10 protein-coding genes and 1 tRNA gene are annotated in these 17,209 nt (G+C 63.3%); 6 read left to right on the top strand and 5 right to left on the bottom strand.

The genetic code is table 11. From position 1 onward, the window contains the following. The coding region (locus tag RI518_RS06875; protein WP_310689684.1) for an ATP-dependent DNA helicase at positions 1-3,257 on the top strand (3,257 nt) is incomplete at its 5' end. Here the strand turns inward: RI518_RS06875 and RI518_RS06870 are convergent. Both RI518_RS06870 and RI518_RS06865 read right to left on the bottom strand, forming a co-directional pair. Continuing rightward, positions 3,254-4,462, bottom strand: coding sequence for a glycosyltransferase family 61 protein (locus RI518_RS06870; RefSeq protein WP_310689683.1), 1,209 nt, complete (start codon positions 4,460-4,462; stop codon positions 3,254-3,256). The two genes, RI518_RS06875 and RI518_RS06870, sit on opposite strands and share 4 nt — an antisense overlap. Before the next feature lie 11 nt (positions 4,463-4,473). Continuing rightward, positions 4,474-5,442: a phosphotransferase gene (locus RI518_RS06865; protein ID WP_310671641.1), complete on the bottom strand. Its 969-nt coding sequence runs from the start codon at positions 5,440-5,442 to the stop codon at positions 4,474-4,476. A gap of 118 nt (positions 5,443-5,560) precedes the next feature. On the opposite strand from RI518_RS06865, the gene nudC reads away from it, so the two are divergent. Next, a complete protein-coding gene (gene nudC, locus RI518_RS06860; RefSeq protein WP_310671642.1) occupies positions 5,561-6,502 on the top strand; it encodes an NAD(+) diphosphatase in 942 nt (313 codons plus the stop codon). Further along, complete coding sequence (locus tag RI518_RS06855) at positions 6,499-8,193, top strand: ATP-dependent helicase (protein ID WP_310689682.1); 1,695 nt, start codon at positions 6,499-6,501, stop codon at positions 8,191-8,193. The genes nudC and RI518_RS06855 overlap by 4 nt, the downstream gene beginning before the upstream one ends. A 14-nt stretch (positions 8,194-8,207) precedes the next feature. On the opposite strand, the gene RI518_RS06850 is transcribed toward RI518_RS06855, so the two are convergent. Together RI518_RS06850 and RI518_RS06845 are read right to left on the bottom strand one after the other, a co-directional pair. Continuing rightward, positions 8,208-9,014, bottom strand: coding sequence for a hypothetical protein (locus tag RI518_RS06850; protein WP_310671644.1), 807 nt, complete (start codon positions 9,012-9,014; stop codon positions 8,208-8,210). Positions 9,015-9,088: 74 nt separating this feature from the next. Then, on the bottom strand, positions 9,089-10,573 hold the full coding sequence (locus tag RI518_RS06845; protein WP_310671645.1) for a zinc-dependent metalloprotease: 1,485 nt from the start codon (positions 10,571-10,573) through the stop codon (positions 9,089-9,091). 141 nt (positions 10,574-10,714) lie between these two features. Between RI518_RS06845 and RI518_RS06840 the strand changes: the two genes are divergently transcribed. From RI518_RS06840 to RI518_RS06830, 3 genes are all read left to right on the top strand, one after another. After that, positions 10,715-11,809: a S16 family serine protease gene (locus tag RI518_RS06840; RefSeq protein WP_310671646.1), complete on the top strand. Its 1,095-nt coding sequence runs from the start codon at positions 10,715-10,717 to the stop codon at positions 11,807-11,809. A gap of 195 nt (positions 11,810-12,004) precedes the next feature. Beyond that, positions 12,005-14,947 carry a UPF0182 family protein gene (locus RI518_RS06835; RefSeq protein ID WP_310689681.1) on the top strand — a complete coding sequence of 981 codons (2,943 nt, stop codon included), beginning with the start codon at positions 12,005-12,007 and terminating at the stop codon, positions 14,945-14,947. A 46-nt stretch (positions 14,948-14,993) separates the two neighbouring features. Continuing rightward, positions 14,994-15,070: transfer RNA gene (locus tag RI518_RS06830), tRNA-Met, on the top strand. Between the two features lie 138 nt (positions 15,071-15,208). On the opposite strand, the gene RI518_RS06825 is transcribed toward RI518_RS06830, so the two are convergent. Beyond that, complete coding sequence (locus RI518_RS06825; RefSeq protein WP_310671649.1) at positions 15,209-16,951, bottom strand: DEAD/DEAH box helicase; 1,743 nt, start codon at positions 16,949-16,951, stop codon at positions 15,209-15,211. Positions 16,952-17,209: the final 258 nt, after the last annotated feature.

The raw sequence follows: 17,209 nt of genomic DNA, 5'->3' as shown, positions 1-17,209 counted from the left end.
GAGTCCTGGGGATTCACCCGCCCACAGCCGAACAAAAAGCCATTATCGAGGCCCCTCTCGAAGGGGTGTACCGGGTGGTGGCTGGGGCCGGATCGGGCAAAACCGAGACGATGGCCCTGCGTGTGGTGTGGTTGGTCGCAAACGACATGGTCAGCCCGCAACAGATTCTGGGCCTCACCTTCACCAGGAAAGCCGCCTCGGAGCTCGGCGGTCGGATTACCTCGCGTATCCGTCAGTTACCCCAGAGCGGCGGGGGTGAGACCATCGATGTCTTTGCGATGCCCCAGGTCTCCACCTACAACGCGTTTGCCTCGAGGCTGTTTCAGGACTACGCCGTGTATTTGGGAATCGATGGTGACCAGGACGTGGCGGGTGCGGCGGCTGCCTGGGCGCTCGCGAAACGCACCGTGGCACACTCCCGCCACGAAGCACTACCCGATCTTCAGATGTCGCTCGATCAGTTGACCTCGCTCACCTGGCAGTTGTCCCAGGCCCTCTCCGAAAACGCCGTCGACACCGAGGCACTGCGCGACTACGCCGAATCGTTCCAAAGCGTTCGGGAGCTTCCCGCGGGGGGTCGAGGTGGCTACCCGGGTGTTGATCGCACCGCCGACAATATTTCGCTTCTGCCGGTCCTGATCGACCTCGTCGAAGAATTTCGGACGGCCAAATATGCCCGGGGAATCGTCGAATATTCCGATCAGGTGCGCCTCGGCTTAGAGGTCGCACGCTCCGCACCGGAAGTCGTCCAGGGGCTTCGATCCCGACACGCTGTCGTGCTACTCGATGAGTATCAAGACACCAGCGTGTTGCAAACCACGCTGCTGAAGACACTCTTTGCCGATCACCCGGTAATGAGTGTGGGCGATCCCCTGCAGGCCATCTACGGCTGGCGGGGGGCGAGTGCTGCCAACTTGGATGATTTCCCCCGCGAGTTCGCCCACCAGTGGCCCGCCCGCACCTTCGGGCTCCAAACCAGTTGGCGAAACCCCAGCCGAGTGCTGGCGGCGGCTAACGCGCTCTGTGCGCCGCTTCGCACAGACGACCTACAACTGGGCGAGTTATCTCCCGCACCCCACGCCGCCGAGGGCTCGGTGGATGTGCACTACCCCGACACTCTCGACGACGAAGCAGAGGCGGTCGCCCAGTGGTTTGCGAAGCGCTTAAGTGGTGGGCCAGACCCGGCGGAGGGCGCACCCAGCGCGCCCGGTAGTACCCCTGCGCCAGAGGCCCCCAGCGCGGCGCTGCTGCTTCGCGAGCGAAAGCACCAGCACGTCTACGCCAGGGCGCTGGAGCGACGGGGAATCCCCGTGCACATTTTGGGAATCGGTGGCCTGTTGGGGGACCCACTGGTGGCAGACCTGGTCGCCGGCTTGGCGATCGTGCACCGACCTTTTGCCAACGGCGAGCTGGTGCGACTGCTCACTTCGGGGCGGTTTCGACTGGGCGCGAGTGACCTTTTCGCGCTCGCCGAGCGCGCTCGATGGTTGGGTCTTCGAGACAGTGCGGGAGGGCGTCTCGACGAATCCCTCGATCAGGCTCTGCGCGAGCAAGCACTGGGCCAGCCCAGCGCGTCGCTGCTGGATGCGCTGGAGTATCTCGCTCAGAAGCCACCCGAGCACAGCCACTGGGAGGCGTTTTCAGCAGACGCACGGACCCAGTTGCTCGAGGCGGCCGCACTGATTGCCCGTCAACGCCGCTTAAGCCACGAGAGCATTGCCGACCAGGTCGTCCACTGGGAACGGGCGACGGGTGTCGATATTGAATGGCTCGCCCACCCGCACCGCGAGAGCTACCGCAATTCACGCGAAGCGTTTTTTGCCGCGATTTCGCAGTACCAGGCTTTCGCCGATGAGGCGGGCGCGAAGGGTTTTCTCGACTGGTTGGAACAGGCCGAGTGGCGCGATAGTTTGCAACCCCAGTCGGCACCGCCGGAGCCCGGCTGTGTGCAAATTCTCACCATTCACGGGGCGAAGGGACTCGAATGGGACCTCGTCGCGGTGGGCCAGTTGGTCGAGGGTGAACTGCCCGGCACACCCAACGAAGGGTTTAAGGGGTGGTTGCGCCAGGGAGTGTTGCCCTATCCCTTCCGGGGTGACAGCGAGTTCTTGCCCCACTTTGATTGGCGGAGCGCGGAATCGAGAAAGGACCTGCTGGATCGCATCGAGGGCTTTAGCGACGATATTCGCGCCCATCACGAACGCGAAGAGCGCCGGTTGGCCTATGTGGCCATGACCCGCGCGAGGGCCCAACTGTTACTGGCGGGAAGTTTCTATTCGACGAAGGCGTCGGCACAGTCGCCCTCGCCGTTTCTGGTCGAGCTGGAAGCCGCCCACTGCATTGACCCGCTGCCGCTCTCGCCGAGCAGTGACAACCCGTTGGAGTCGGCCGAGGAGGATCTCATCAGCTGGCCGGCTGACCCGTTGGGCTCCCGCCGCGACGCCATCGAACAGGCGGCAGCGGCCGTATCGGCGGCGATCGAGCGGGCTAGTGAGCCGGCTACTGAGCAGGGGGTCGAACAGGTCGATGCGGCTTTGGTGGAACAGCTCGACGCGGTGTTGGCGAACGAGCAGCGCCGGCTCGCCCCGGCCGAGGGCTCGTGGCCGGTGCGCATTCCCGCCTCGCAGTTTGACCGTTGGGTGTATGAACCCGAGGTCATGCTGCGCTCTCGCATTCAACCGCGCCCCCCGACGACGGGTCTCGCCCAGCAGCGAGGCAACGATTTTCACGCCTGGGTCGAATCGTATTTTCACTCGGCCAGTGGAAACCGGGTCTTGGGCGATATCGATATCGACCACGACACGGGGCTCGAGACCGATCTCGACGTGCAGACCTGGCGGGAGAGTTTTGAGCGCAGCGAGTTTGCTGCCTTAACCCCGATCGCCCTGGAGCGAGAAATTCACCTTCCGCTGGCTGGCCACCTGGTCATTTGCAAAATTGATGCCGTGTTTGACCGCGGGGACCGAATCCAGATTGTCGACTGGAAAACGGGTCGAACCCCGCAGGACCCGGCAGAAATTGAGCGCAAAGCACTCCAATTGGCCCTTTACCGCCTCGCCTGGGCCGAATGGGCAGGGGTTGAAATCGACACGGTCGACGCGGTCTTTTGGTTTTCCCAAAGCGAGCAGGTGATCACCCCGGAGCGATTAGCCGGTCGGGAGGAACTAGAGGCGCTGATCGATACAGCGAAAGCGGTGCCAGCCGGTCAGACCACGGCCGCTCAGGCCACGGCGCATGACACGACTTCGGAGGATTAGTCGAGCCAGGTGTGAAGGCTCGCGCGTAGCCATTCCGGGTCGAGGGTGTAATTGCTTTTGAACAGCCCGCCGGTTTCGTCCGAGGTGTAGAAAATGTGCCAGTACTCGGAATGGTTGAGTGTGGCCAGGTCCGGCAGGATCGTCATGGCGCGAATGCGGGTGTCCTGCCAGCACAGGGCACTGGTTCCCGGCTGGCAAAAAAGGAGACCGGCGAAGCCCGCCCCAGACGGTCCCATCACGTATTTGGCTTCGCGAAAGAGTTGCACCTGTTCTTCCAGGGTGAGTTTTTCGGGGTAGCAGGCCTCGAAGCCAAACTCTTTCGCGACAGCTAAGGCGTCATCTTGGTTGTAGGAGCGGCGGGCCGTGTCCCGGGCGAGAAAGATCTTGCGGTGTGGCGTGACCTCCCGTGGGGCGAAGGCTCTCAGGTAGACATCGCGGTAGCTCTCCATCCCCTCGCGGTGGAGCAGGTGGATTCGAGGGTCGAGATCGCTTGGTCCCTCGTGTTTGGGCAGGTTGCTGAGCTCCAACGGGTCAATCCAGACCAACGAATCGGCCTCCAGAAGGGCCCATTCGGGCATCACGATCATGTCGCGGGAGCCCTTAAACAGCTCGAGGGCGTCCAGCATGGTCGGGTAGCGAAAAATTTGCTCCGGAATGATCACCGGGTAGTCGCGCAGGTGCTCGGGCAGGGAATTGGCCAGGTGGAGCTGGGGCAGAGCGTCAATGAGCCAGTGGTACCAGTTCGTGAAATCCCGGCCGCCCAGAAAAATGGCCTGCTCGACGTGCATTTGGTACCCGCGGCGCCTATCGACCAGCACGCGATCACCAGAATTCCACACCACGCGGTTTTTCCGGTAGCTCAGTCGCCACGGCCCCTCGGTTCGACGCGGTTGAATCATGAACTGGTCACCGTGGAGGAGAAAACCAAAAAAACGATTATTCGACACGCTCGCGCCCGACCACCGCGACCAGGTCACCGCCGGGAACACTTCTGGTTCGGGGGTGATCAGATCCTCCCCGAGGATTTGAGACCTGGACACCACAGCCTGGGAGGCGGGAAAAAACTCGCCAGATTCTTCTGAGCCCTGACCCGGTGAGGTGCTGATTTGCAGAGCGGAGAAGCGCCACGACCCCAGCCACCCCAGCACCGGGGTGCGAAGGGCGGAATAGAGGATTCGGTACAACCCCGAAATCAGCCAGTCCACAGCGACCGAGACTACTCGGTGGAGTCCTTGGGCGGAGCCAGAGGGTGTGGGGTCTGAGTGAGTGGCTCCGTCAAGGCCGAATCCATGTCGCCTCCGACCCGGTCGTGGAGTTCATTGATTTGTGCGGTTGCTTTGCGCGTGACCTCCTCGTCGCCGTGGTCCATGCCGTGGAGGAGCCAACGGGCGATATCGAGCTCCGCCCAAAACCGCGCGCGCTGAAAAATGCGCCGATCGGCGCTGGCTCTGTGGCCGCGGTACGCGTTTTCTACCCCCGCCTGCAGGGCCTTTGCCGTCGGCGCTGTCACCCACGCGACATCCCGCGCCGGGTCACCCACCTGCAGGGCGCGCCACCCGGTCATCGCGGTCACCCGGTCGCCCTCCACCAAGAACGAATCCACGCGCAGGCCACCGTGAATGATGGTCGGCTCAAACTGCCACAACTCGGGGTCTTCATAGGCGGCCTCCCAGCGCCTCAGCAACGACTGGGGCAACAGCGTGGTCTGCGCGGCGCGATCGACGATGCCCACCGCCGTGCGCTGGGCATCGTTGGCGCTGTGAATGGGGCGGCCCTGGTCGTAGAGAGCGCTGGAGGGAATGCTGTGAATTGTCGCCATCGCTTCGGCAATCGACCCGGCGAGCGCAGGCGTGACCTGCGCGGTGGGGATGCGAAAACCCGGGAGCCATTCGGCGACGGTGAGCGTTTTCCCGCGGACGTTGATTTCGCCGTGAATGCGCGGCAGCGCAAAACCGACTCGGGAGCGCAAACCCTCACCGATGGCGCGCAGCGCTTCGATGCGCTCGCGGGCGTTGAGCTCTTCACTATCGGTGCGGGGAAGTTCCACCAACCACGCGCGGGAATCGGTGTCGGTCGCAAAAGCGGCATCTTTGTCGCCATCGGACATGTCCGTTGTGCTCACCAGTGTGAGCCCGGGAACCGCCGCGGAGGCCTGCGCCGCTAGCATGAGAGACAGGTGGCTCATGCCCCCAGAGTAAGCGCGGTGGCGGGTCGGATACCGTTGCCACACCGGGGCAGGGGCGCTCAGCCGGGCGGCCAGCGCACCGGAGGGCCTCGGGAGCCACACTGTTGTTTGGGGGTTTATGTCACTGACACCGCGCCTGGCGCTATCGAGGGCCACTCTGGACCGCGATGCCGCCTCACGATCGATCCCCGGGCTCATCGATCGACTCTGGGAAGACCCCCGGACCAAAGTCGTGTCGTCCTGGCGGGGTGAAGTGTTGGTCGAGCGCTCGGAGACCCTGCGACTGGATTATCGAAGTCCCGCATCTCTGCCCAGGCCCGACACCGTGGTCTATTTGGGCAAGAGCGTTGCCGGCGACGACGAGCTCCCCGCAGGCACCGCGGTCCTCGCCGCGCTCTACCAGGACGACCAGGCCCGGCAGGTCGAACCCGACACCAGCCTGTGGGTCAGTGGCCGCACAAGCGGACACGCCCTGGGTGATCGAGACGCAGGAGTCCTGGTGGAAGCACTCGCGCTCGCCAATTGGCACTCTGCCCACCGGTTTTCCCCCGCGACCGGAAAAAGGCTGTTAGTCGATGATGCGGGCTGGGTCTTAGTCGACCACGACAGCGGGAAGACGGTGTTTCCCCGCACCGACGCGGCCATCATCGTCTTGATTACCGACGGCGATGACCGCATCGTGTTGGGCAGTAATGCGCTGTGGGAAGCACAGCGTTACTCGCTTCTGGCGGGTTTTGTGGAACCGGGGGAGTCTCTCGAAGCAGCCGTCGCTCGGGAAGTCTTCGAAGAGTCCGGCCTCAGCGTGAAAAACCCACGCTATGTGGGCAGCCAACCCTGGCCGTTTCCCGCCTCCCTGATGGTCGGCTTTACCGCCGAGTTGGACCATGAGGCCACCGGTCCGCTCCAGCCCGATGGCACCGAAATTATCGACCTGCGCTGGTTTAGTCGCCAGGAGCTTTTCGACTCACTCGACCAGGTCGTCCTGCCCGGTCCCACGTCGATTGCCCGAGCGATGATCGAAGACTGGTTCGGCGAGGCGCTCCCGGAGAGTCACTGGTGACCCACGCGCTACTCGATTCGCTCAACGAGCGCCAACGGTTGGTCGCGACAACCTTCGATGCCCCCGTGTGTGTCATGGCCGGAGCGGGAACGGGTAAGACCCGGGCGATCACCCACCGCATTGCCTACGGCATTCACAGTGGCCGCTATCAGGCCGACCAGGTGCTCGCCCTCACCTTTACCCAAAAAGCGGCCCAGGAGATGGCCACCAGGGTGCGAGGTCTCGGGGTGGAGAGGGTGTCCAGTCGCACGTTTCACTCGGCAGCGCTTCGACAGTTGCAGCACTTTTGGCCCAAACTCACCGACGGGTTCCTCCCCGAAGTGGTGACCAGTAAAGCCGGCGTCATCGCCCACGTGCTGGACACACTCCAGATTGAGGTCGACCAGGCGGTGTTGCGCGATTTGGCCAGTGAAATCGAATGGCGGAAGGTCAAAGGCTTCACCGTCGAGGAGTATTTTCACCAGGTCGACGCGGGCGTGCGCACACTGCCCCCGGGAGTGAGCGCCCAGGCCATGCAGGCGGTGATGGAGGGCTACGAGAAAGTCAAAGACGAACGTCGCCGGATGGACTTTGAGGATGTCCTTCTCGCTACTGTCGGGATGTTGGAGAGTGAGCCAGCGGTCGCCGAGCGAGTGCGAGCCACCTATCGCCACCTCGTCGTCGACGAGTACCAAGACGTCTCACCCATCCAGCAGCGCCTGGTCGACCTATGGCTGGGAGGAAGCGGTGATATCTGTGTGGTGGGCGATGCCAGCCAAACGATTTACACCTTCGCCGGGGCCACCAGCGACTACCTGGTCCGCTTCGGTGAGGCCTACCCCGATGCCAGGGTCATCACCCTCGACGACAATTACCGCTCCAGTCAAGACATCATCACAGCGGCGAACCTGAGCATTCACGGCCAGCCCGGAGCGGTGGAGTTGCGGGCCCATACGCCCGCAACCTCGCCCCTGATTTACGCCTCGCACGCGACCGATCAGGATGAGGCGAGTTGGGTGGCCACTCGAATCGGCCAGTTTCTCGAAGCCGGCTACCAGCCCTCGGATATCGCCGTGCTCCACCGCTTTAGCGCCCAGGCGCTGCTCACCGACGGAGCACTTCGCGCCGCCGGGGTTTCGGTGCGAAGCCAGGGCGGGACCCGATTTTTCGATCAACCCCACGTGAAACGCGCCGTCATGGAAATTCGCGGCGCCGCCGTTGCCCACACGCCCGGGTTAGTCCACCAGGTGGTGGCCGACATTCTGTTTGGCTTGGGCCTCACCAGCGACGAACCCGAGCACGGCGGTGCGACGCGCTCCGCATGGGAAGACCTGCAGGCTCTGCGGGATTTGGCCGAAAACTTTGGCGAGGGGCGCACACTGCAGGAATTCTCGGAAGAGCTGGTGCGCCGGGCCCAAGCCCACGATGAACCCACGATGCAGTCGGTCACTCTGGCGACGGTGCACGCGGCCAAAGGACAAGAGTGGCCCGTGGTGTGCGTTGTGGGCCTCTCGGAGGGGCAATTCCCCATCTCCTACGCGGACACCGCGGACGCTGTTGCCGAAGAGCAGCGGTTGTTCTACGTGGCCATTACCCGAGCCAAAGAGCAACTGGTGCTCAGTTGGGCCAAGCGAAACCGAAGCCACGGTGGCGCTGAGCGACAAATCAGTCGATTCCTCCGACCACTCGGTATTGCCCCAGAGAGTCACTGAGCCCCGCGCCAGGCTCATAACCCTCGGCACGCACAGGAGGGATCAAACTCCACCGTGTTGCCAGCGAGTGTTCCGTCCTGGGGCCGCCACTCCAGAACACGCCCCGGTTCGGCCAACCCAAGAGAGTTCGGGAGTGCTCCGAGTAGGCCGTGGATGAGGCAGACCAGGGCGGCGGCGACACCGCCGCCCTCCGGTGTGGCTTGGGGGGCTGCCTTCCCCCACAGTTGGGACTGCATCGTCGACCAGTGGGGGTTCGCCAGGCGTTTGTGCGAATCCACGCAGGACAGGCACGGGGAGTATCCCGGCTGAATACGCGGGCCCACCTGCACCGTCAGGTCGGAAAAGATGACCGGGGTGTGTGGGATGTCCGTTTGGCTGAGCACACCCACCCAGTCGGGGTGTGCCACATAGTCGGCGACGAGAATGACCCCTTCGGCTGTCGCCTCGGGTAGGTCGTGCACATCGGCGCAGTGCATCACCTGGACCCCCATCGCACCCAGCACTCCCGCCATCACCGGGAGCGCATTGGATGCGCCGACCAGGTGCACCGCTCGGCGCGGTGGCTCAGGGTCTGGTTCGCAGGCGGGAGCAAGCTGACCGAGCAGAGCCTGGACGGCAGCTTCGGCCAGGCCCGTTTGGTGTTGCAACAGCCGAAGGCCCCCTTCGCTCACGCCGCTTTGGAGGGCGTGCAGGATGGGGGAGGCATCATCGTCGATGTTGTGGACCAGGGTGTGGGGGATGTCGAGGCCCACTTGCAGGTCGTTGGGTGTGTGCCACAGCAACGGTCTGTTGCTGTGGAGTCGATATACCCGCTGGCTCATCCCCACACAGTGCCCGGTTGGGCCACAGCCGCAGGCAAACTATCCCCAGGGCCCCTCGGAGAACGAGAGTCGGCCTATTTCGCGGGCGGGGTGTCCCCGTCGTCAGGGCCGTCTGCCCCGGGGTCATCCTCTACAGGCGGGGAAGAGTCAGACAATTTCTCGTTGGTGTTCTCATCGCTTGGGGGGAGGTCACCGGGAGCGTCCTCGCGGGGTGCCTCGGCACTGGCGGCAGGGTCGTTGAAGAGCTCCTCCAAGAAGCGGTCAACATCGGAATCGGTTTCTGGCTGTGCGTTGCGGTTGAGAAATGATTCGGGGGAGTCCAAGTCGTCTTCGGTGGGCAGGCGATCGGGGTGGCCCCAGAGCTCGTCGCGTCCTTCTTGACCGTCGCGCTCGAGAAGCGCGTCCCACATCGCGGAGGCTTCGCGCAGGCGGCGCGGGCGAAGTTCCAGGCCGACCAGGGTTTTGAAAGCGTGTTCGGCGGGGCCGCCGGTTGCACGGCGTCGACGGATGGCTTCAGCGATTTTGTCCGCATTGGGCAGACGCGAAGACGCACTGCGGGTGACGTGGTCAACCCACCCTTCGATCAGAGCCAACATGGTCTCGAGGCGCACCAGCGCTCGGTCTTGAGCTTCAGTGCGCTCGGGCAGCAGCGCACCGCTGGAGAGTATTCGAGAAATCTCTTCTGGATTGCTCGGGTTGATCGATTCGGCAAAGTCCATCAGTTTGTCGCCGTCGATCTGTATTCCGCGGGCGAAGTCGCCCACCAGGCTCATCACGTGCAGGCGCAACCAGCGGGCATGCCGAAACAGCCTTTGGTGGGCGAGTTCACGGATTGCCACATACAGGTCGACTTCTTCGGCGCCCACGCTGAGGCCTTCGGCGAATTCGTCAATGTTTTGCGCGACGAGCCCCGCCCGAACGTCGTGTTCGTCGCTGGCCTGCATCAGGGGAATACCGATGTCCCCCGCGGAGAGAACTTCCCGGGCGAGACCGCCCACGACTTGGGCGAGTTGCAGTCGAAACAGGCTGGTGGTCATCGTGGTGAGTACGGGCGAGCCCCCGAGCACTCCTTTAACCTCTTCGGGCGCTTGTTCTTCAATGAGCTGAGCGATGGCACGAGCGAGCGCTTCGGAGACCGGTTCGGCCATTTCTTGCCACACCGGCAGCGTCGCGCGAGACCAGTCCTGGCGGGTCATCAGTAGCGGGCGGCCACCGGGCTCCGCCATGTCGGTGACGTCGTTAAGCCACAGTGCGGCCGTGCCCAGCAGACCAGACAGGGTCTCCGCCCGGACCGGGTCGATGCTTTTTGAGCCCTCGGCTGCCACCTTCACGGCGTGGTTTCTCGCCGTCTGCTCCGAGTTGTTCATGGCGCCGGTGAGACCGCTCGCAAACTGTTCGACCATGCTTTGGAGTTGACTCGCGTCGCCGGTGAAACCGGCTGCGCGAGCGAGCTCTTCCGGATCAAATCCTTGGTCGCCGTCAAACATCCGACGCACCGCATCGCGGATCCACTCCTGGGGATCCTGCGGTGAGTCCTCGCGGTCGTCCTCTCCTGCCATACCTCTACGGTACCCGCAGGGCTGATGAATGCGCTGGGCCGTTCGCCCGGAGCGTGCGTGCGCGCTGGGGCAGACCTCACGGACAGCTCGGGCTGACAACGAGGTCACTACACTGGCGTGGCGCTCGTTGAGGGAGGGCCAGTGAGTATTTTTTCCGAGCAAGACCCCAGACCGCTCCTGCGGGAGGGGTCGAGGCGAGCGGGTTGGGCTCTTCTCGCCGGCACCTTCGTGATTGCCATCGTGCTCACCCTGCTGCCCGCTCCCTACGTCATCGACCGACCCGGCCCCACCTACGACACCCTCGGTGTGGTGAGTGTGGACGACGAAGAAGTGCCCCTCATCAGACTCGTGGATCAACCCGAATACCCTGAGCGCGCACAACTGCGCGTCACCACAGTCACCCGGGTGGGCAACCCGAACGCCTTGCCCTCGTGGGTGGAAGTCGTGCAGGCGTGGTTTGCGCCAGAGCGCAGCGTGACGCCCGTCGACGAAGCGTTTCCCCCGGGGATTTCCGTCGAGGATAACCGGGAAGCCGCCCGCATCGACATGGAAAATTCGCAGCAGGAAGCAATCGCTGCCGCCCTGTCCCACCTCGACATCGACTTTGAGAGCTCCCTCGAAGTGGCCCAGGCTGTTCAGGGTGGGCCGAGCGAGGGGGTGCTTCAAGAAGGCGACCTGATTGTCCGCGCGGCCGGCCAACGGGTGGGCGATGTCACGGCCCTGCGCGAGCTCATCAGCGACAACGGCGTGCAGTCGCCCATCAGCCTCGAGGTGTTGCGATCGGGCGAAATCAGGAGTGTGGAGGTGATTCCGCGGATGTCTGAGGGACAGGCACCCATCCCGGTGATTGGGGTTTTAGTCGCCGGCCGCTACGACTTTCCCCTCCAAGTAGACATTGAATTGGGCAGTGTGGGAGGTCCGAGCGCCGGTTTGTTGTTCGCCTTGGGTCTGGTCGAGAAGCTCACCCAGGAGCAAATTGCCGGCAGTTTGCGGGTCGCGGGCTCGGGCACCATCGCCGCCAACGGTGACGTGGGACCTGTGGGAGGCATCCGGCACAAAGTCTTCGGTGCCGCTGACGCGGGGGCGGAATGGTTTCTGGTGCCTCGAGAAAACTGCGGCGATGTGGCAGGCGTCTCGCCGGAGGGCGTCACCGTGATTCCCGTCGATACCCTCTCCGACGCGGTGGATGCACTCGAGTTGGCCATGTCCGACCAGGAGCTGCCCCGCTGCGACTAACCGTCGGGGAGATGGTGGCCTGCGTCGCACAGTCGGCCGGTTCGACGAGGGCCTGGTTCGACGAGGGCTTGGTTCGAACCGGGCCTGGTTCGACGAGGGCTTGGTCTCACGCGGGTCGGCCCAGGGAAGTCTCAGCACGGCGAAGGCCAATCTTTGTAGACTACGCATGGCCGTTTATCCCCAAGGAGTCTTTGCGTGTCTGAAACTACCGGCGCCACCCAAAATCGTTCGCGTCTGAGCCTGGGGGTGACAATCGGTGTCCTCGCGGCTCTGGTGGTGGCCTTCTTCATTTTCGCGTCGCTCTACACCGAAGTGCTGTGGTTTGACCAGCTGGGCTTCGTTGATGTTCTGCTCACCCAATGGTTTGCGACCGCCGCCATGTTTGTCGTGGGTTTCCTGGCGATGGCCATCCCGGTGGGAATCGCCATCGATTTGGCCTACCGCTTCCGACCGGTTTATGCGCGGTTATCGAACGAGCTCGATCGCTACCGCCAGCTCATTGATCCCCTCCGTCGCCTGGCGATGCTCGGTGTCCCGGCTCTGCTCGGTGTGTTCGCGGGCTTGGCCGCGGGGAGTAGTTGGCCGCAATTTTTGCTGTGGATGAACCGTGCGCCCTTTGGCACGCAGGACCCAGAGTTCGGCCAAGACATCGGCTTCTACGTGTTTGAGCTCCCCGTCTACCTCTCGGTTATCGGTTTTGCCAGTGCCGTACTCATCACCGCGATCATCGCTTCCGCGGCGACGGGTTTCCTCTACGGGGCGATTTCCTTAGACGGTCGCGAGTTGCGTATTTCTCGCATCATGCGCATCCAACTGGCCACTCTCGGTGTGCTCTACTTTGTGGTGCAGACCCTGGGAATCTGGCTGCAGCAGTACGAAACCCTGGTGTCACCAAGCGGCGGTTTCTTGCCGTTTGGTGCGGGCTTCGCCGAAGCCAACGCGACGATTCCCTCCCGGGCCATTTTGGCCGGCATCGCCCTCCTGGTGGCTGTGTTGTTCCTCGTGACGGCCATTGTGGGCCGCTGGCGGCCCGCCATTGTGGGAACGGCGCTGTTTGTGGTCTCCAGTTTGTTGATCGCGCAGGCCTACCCGTTCGTCGTGCAGCGCTTCCAGGTCGACCCCAGCGCGAGGACTCTGGAGGCACCGTTTATCGATCGAAACATCGATGCCACGAGAGATGCCTACGGCGTGAACGACCTCGTCGAAATCCCCTACGACGCCGTGACGGAGACCAGCGAGGGTGCCCTTCGACAGGATGCCGAAACGACCGCGAACATCAGAATTATCGACCCGGCACTGGTGACCGATTCGTTTGCACAACTCGAACAGTTCCGCCAGTACTACCAATTCCCGGAGTATCTGGACGTGGGCCGCTACGACATCGACGGCGAGACCACCGACACGGTGCTCGCCGTGCGTGAGATGAACCTCGGTGGGCTCAGTTCACAGTCGTGGTACAACAACACCATCGTCTACACCCACGGTTACGGCTTGGTCGCCGCCTACGGCAACCAACGCACCACCGACGGTCAACCAAAATTCATCGAATCCGGGATTCCGGTCGATGGAAACCTCGGTGAGTACCAACCACGGATTTACTTCGGGGAAACCACCCCCGAGTACTCCATCGTCGGCGCACCCGAAGGTGCGCCGGAGTTGGAACTCGATTTCCCCTCCGGTGGTGAAGGTGAAGCAAACAACCAGACATACACCTACACGGCAGACGGCGGCCCATCCGTGGGCACCACCTTCGGGCGCCTGCTCTACGCGCTGAAGTTCCAGTCGGAGCAGATTTTGCTCTCCGACGCCATCAACGACGAATCGCAGATTCTCTACGACCGCTCGCCGCGCGACCGGGTGCAGAAAGTAGCGCCCTACTTAACGCTCGATAACGACCCCTACCCGGCCATTGTCGATGGCCGCGTGGTGTGGATTGTTGATGGCTTCACCACATCCGCCGATTACCCGTATTCGACTCCGCTTCAGATTTCCGAAGCGATTGCCGATACGTACCGGCCGGCACCCCAGCTCGCCTTCGACACGGTGAACTACGTGCGCAACTCGGTGAAGGCCACAGTGGACGCCTACTCGGGTGAAGTGACCCTGTATGCCTGGGACACCGAAGATCCCCTGCTCCAAGCGTGGTCGGACGTGTTCCCCAACACTCTGCGCGATCAGGGTGAGATGACCGAATCGCTGCTGGAGCACGTGCGCTACCCGTCAGATCTGTTCAAAATCCAGCGCAGCATCCTGGGTGCCTACCACGTGACCGATGCGGGCACCTTCTACTCGTCAGAAGACGAGTGGGTCACCCCGAACGACCCGATCTCAAACCCGGCGGCGCCAACGCTGCAACCGCCCTACTACCTCACGATGCAGGTACCGGGCAGTGAAGACCCCGCGTTCTCGCTGTACTCGACCTACATCCCGCGGGCTGTGGGCGAATCAACCAGGAACGTCATCTTTGGTTACCTGGCGGCAAACGCCGACCCGGGCGAGGACTACGGCAAGCTCACGCTGCTGCGCCTGCCGAAGCAGACGACGATTCCTGGCCCCGGTCAGGTTCAAGCCCAGTTCGATTCGGACGCGGAAGTCGGTCAGCAGCTCAACCTGTTGCGCCAGGGTCAAACGGAGGTTATCTCCGGAAACCTCCTGACGTTGCCGGTGGGTGGCGGTCTTCTCTATGTCCAGCCCGTCTACGTGCAGTCGACTGGTGAAACCTCATACCCGCTGTTGCGCAAAGTGCTGGTCGCCTTCGGTGACCGGCTCGCCTTCGAGGACACGCTCGATGAAGCTCTCGATGCGCTCTTCGAGGGTGACTCCGGAGTGGAAGCCGGTGACGTCGAAGCCGTGGTCGAAGCCGAGACTGCGGACGGCACCGACGAGGCTCAAGAACCCACGCCGGCTCCGGATACCACAGAGCCCGATGCCGGAAGCGAAGAGGGTGCCGACGAAGCGACGGAAGAAGAGGCCCCCGGTACGGTCATTGAGGAAAGCCTCGAAGCCGCCCTCGAGGACGCCCGGCAAGCTCTCCAAGATCGCGATGCCGCGTACCGCGACAACGATCTGGTGGCGGCTGCCGAAGCCGACCAGCGACTGACCGAAGCTCTCCAACGCGCGCTGCTACTGAGCCCGTAAGACCGGTTAACGACTGCGACACCCCGTGGTAAACTGTGAGACACGCCGCGGGGTGGAGCAGTTCGGTAGCTCGCTGGGCTCATAACCCAGAGGTCGTAGGTTCAAATCCTGCCCCCGCAACCACTTCACCACAGCTCCTGGTCTCCTCCTTCGGAGGGGCACAGGAGCTGTGGTGTTTCCGGCCACCGGAGACGCAGCACCCAGACCCGCTGTGGGCCCGCTCTGATCGGTCAGCGCGGGCCCACGGGTGGTGAGGGGTGTTTACTCGGCGGTGAAGTCCGCCAACGCACGATCGCCCAGAGCCATGGTGGTGGTAGTCCATTCGATACCCGCGCGGTGGAGGAGGCTGTCCACTTCGCGTTGGCGTGATTTGGTCGCGAGGGTCACCACACGGCCGGTGCCGCCCGCGCGGCCGGTACGGCCCGAGCGGTGCACGTAGGTTTTGTGTTCCTCGGCGGGGTCGGCGTGGATGACTAAGGCGATGTCATCGACGTGAATGCCGCGGGCCGCGACATCGGTGGCAACGAGCACCTGGGCACGCCCGGAGCCGAGTTTGCCGAGGTTTCGTTGGCGTTGACCCTGACTCAGGTCGCCGTGGAGTGCCACGGCGGGAATACCCAGCCCGTCGAGGTGCTCGGCCAAATTTTTGGCGTCGGCCCTCGTGCGAGTAAACACCAAGGTTTTCTTATCGCCAGCGCTCAGACGTTGGACCATTTCGCGCTTGTCGCGCTGGTCAATAACGAAGACGTGGTGGTCAATCGATGCCGAGGCTTCGTCGGATGTTTGCAGTTCGAAGATGGCGGGTGCCACAAGGAACTTCTCCACCAGTTGGGCGACAGCCCGATCCAACGTGGCGGAGAAGAACAGCTTCTGCCCACCACCTTGAGTTTGAGTGAGGAGGCGATCGACGGGTTCGGCAAAGCCCAGTTCGCTCATGTGGTCGGCTTCGTCGATGACGGTCACCCACACCTGGTCGAGGCTTAAGTGACCCTGAGTAATCAGGTCCTCCAGCCGCCCGGGTGTGCCAATCACGATGTCGACGCCACGTTGCAGCGCTTGGACCTGTCGGCCCTGGGGCACACCGCCCACAATTTGGGTGGTGAACAGCCCGGCAGCTCTCGCCAACGGTTGCACGGTGCGATCAATCTGAAGAGCCAGTTCCCGTGTGGGTGCCAGAATCAGGGCGCTCGGTGCTCGACCTGCTCCTCTTCTCTTTGTCGTGTTGCCACCCGGAGCTAAGCGCTCAACAAGGGCCGCGCCGAAGGCAATCGTTTTGCCCGACCCGGTGTGACCGCGGGCCAATATGTCGCGACCGGTGAGGGCTTCCGGGATTGTCGCCGTTTGAATGGGAAAAGGACTCGTGGCTCCCATGCCCGAGAGCACTGTGGTGAGGGCTTTGTTAATGCCCAACTCGCCAAAAGTCTCTGCCTGGTGGGTGTCGGCACTGACGCTAATGCCCTGGTAGCGCTCCTGGACGACGTCTTGTTTCTGGTGCCGAGAGCCCGACTGGCTTTTTCCTTGACCGCGACCGGGAGCTCCCCGGCGGGCACCTGGACGACCACCGGAGCGATTACCGTGTGAGCGTTGGCCGCCGTAGCGTGCACTTCTGCCGGACTCTTCCCGAAACGATTGGCCCTTTGAGGGACGGTCATCTGGGCGGGAATCCTCGCGACGTGAATCATCGCGGCGAGCATCATCGCGACGTGGTGACTCGTCGCCCCGCGCGGGGCGATGCGTCCGTTGGTCGTTGCGAGAGTTATTGCGCCCCTCGCTGCGTTCGTTGTCACGTGGGCGCTGGTCGCGATTTTTGCCTTCAAATCGGCGCTGGCCCTCAGAGCGAGAAGTGCCCTCCGAGGGTTGGGCTGCGTCGTCTCGGCGGCGTTGGTCACCCGCCGCGTTGCGCGGACTGTTCTGGGGATTGCGACGGGGGTTGGAGGCGTTTTTGCCTCGGGTGACACCGTGTCGCGCGGGACGCGATCGAGGGGTGCGGGCAGGGGTCGACATAGAAATTACTGCTTTCTTGGGGGTAATGGCGCGGGTTTCGCACACGGGCCCGCACGTTGCGGGTCACACCGGACTGTGGGAAACAAATGCATACGCTGGGCGGAACCCCAAGGCCGACCCTTTCACTCTAGGGCATCGGCCTGCCTCACGGGCGAATTAGCGCTGTGGAGGACCTGACTACAGCGCCAGACTGGTGCCCAGAAGCTCACCAATAGACCAGGTCACCACGAGCGCCCCCGCACCACCGAGCATCACCCG

It is taken from the genome of Pontimonas sp., assembly GCF_031581085.1.
Taxonomy (GTDB): Bacteria; Actinomycetota; Actinomycetes; order Actinomycetales; family Microbacteriaceae; genus Pontimonas.
Note: the sequence above shows the minus strand (reverse complement) of the source record. Positions and strands in the feature narration are given on the sequence as shown.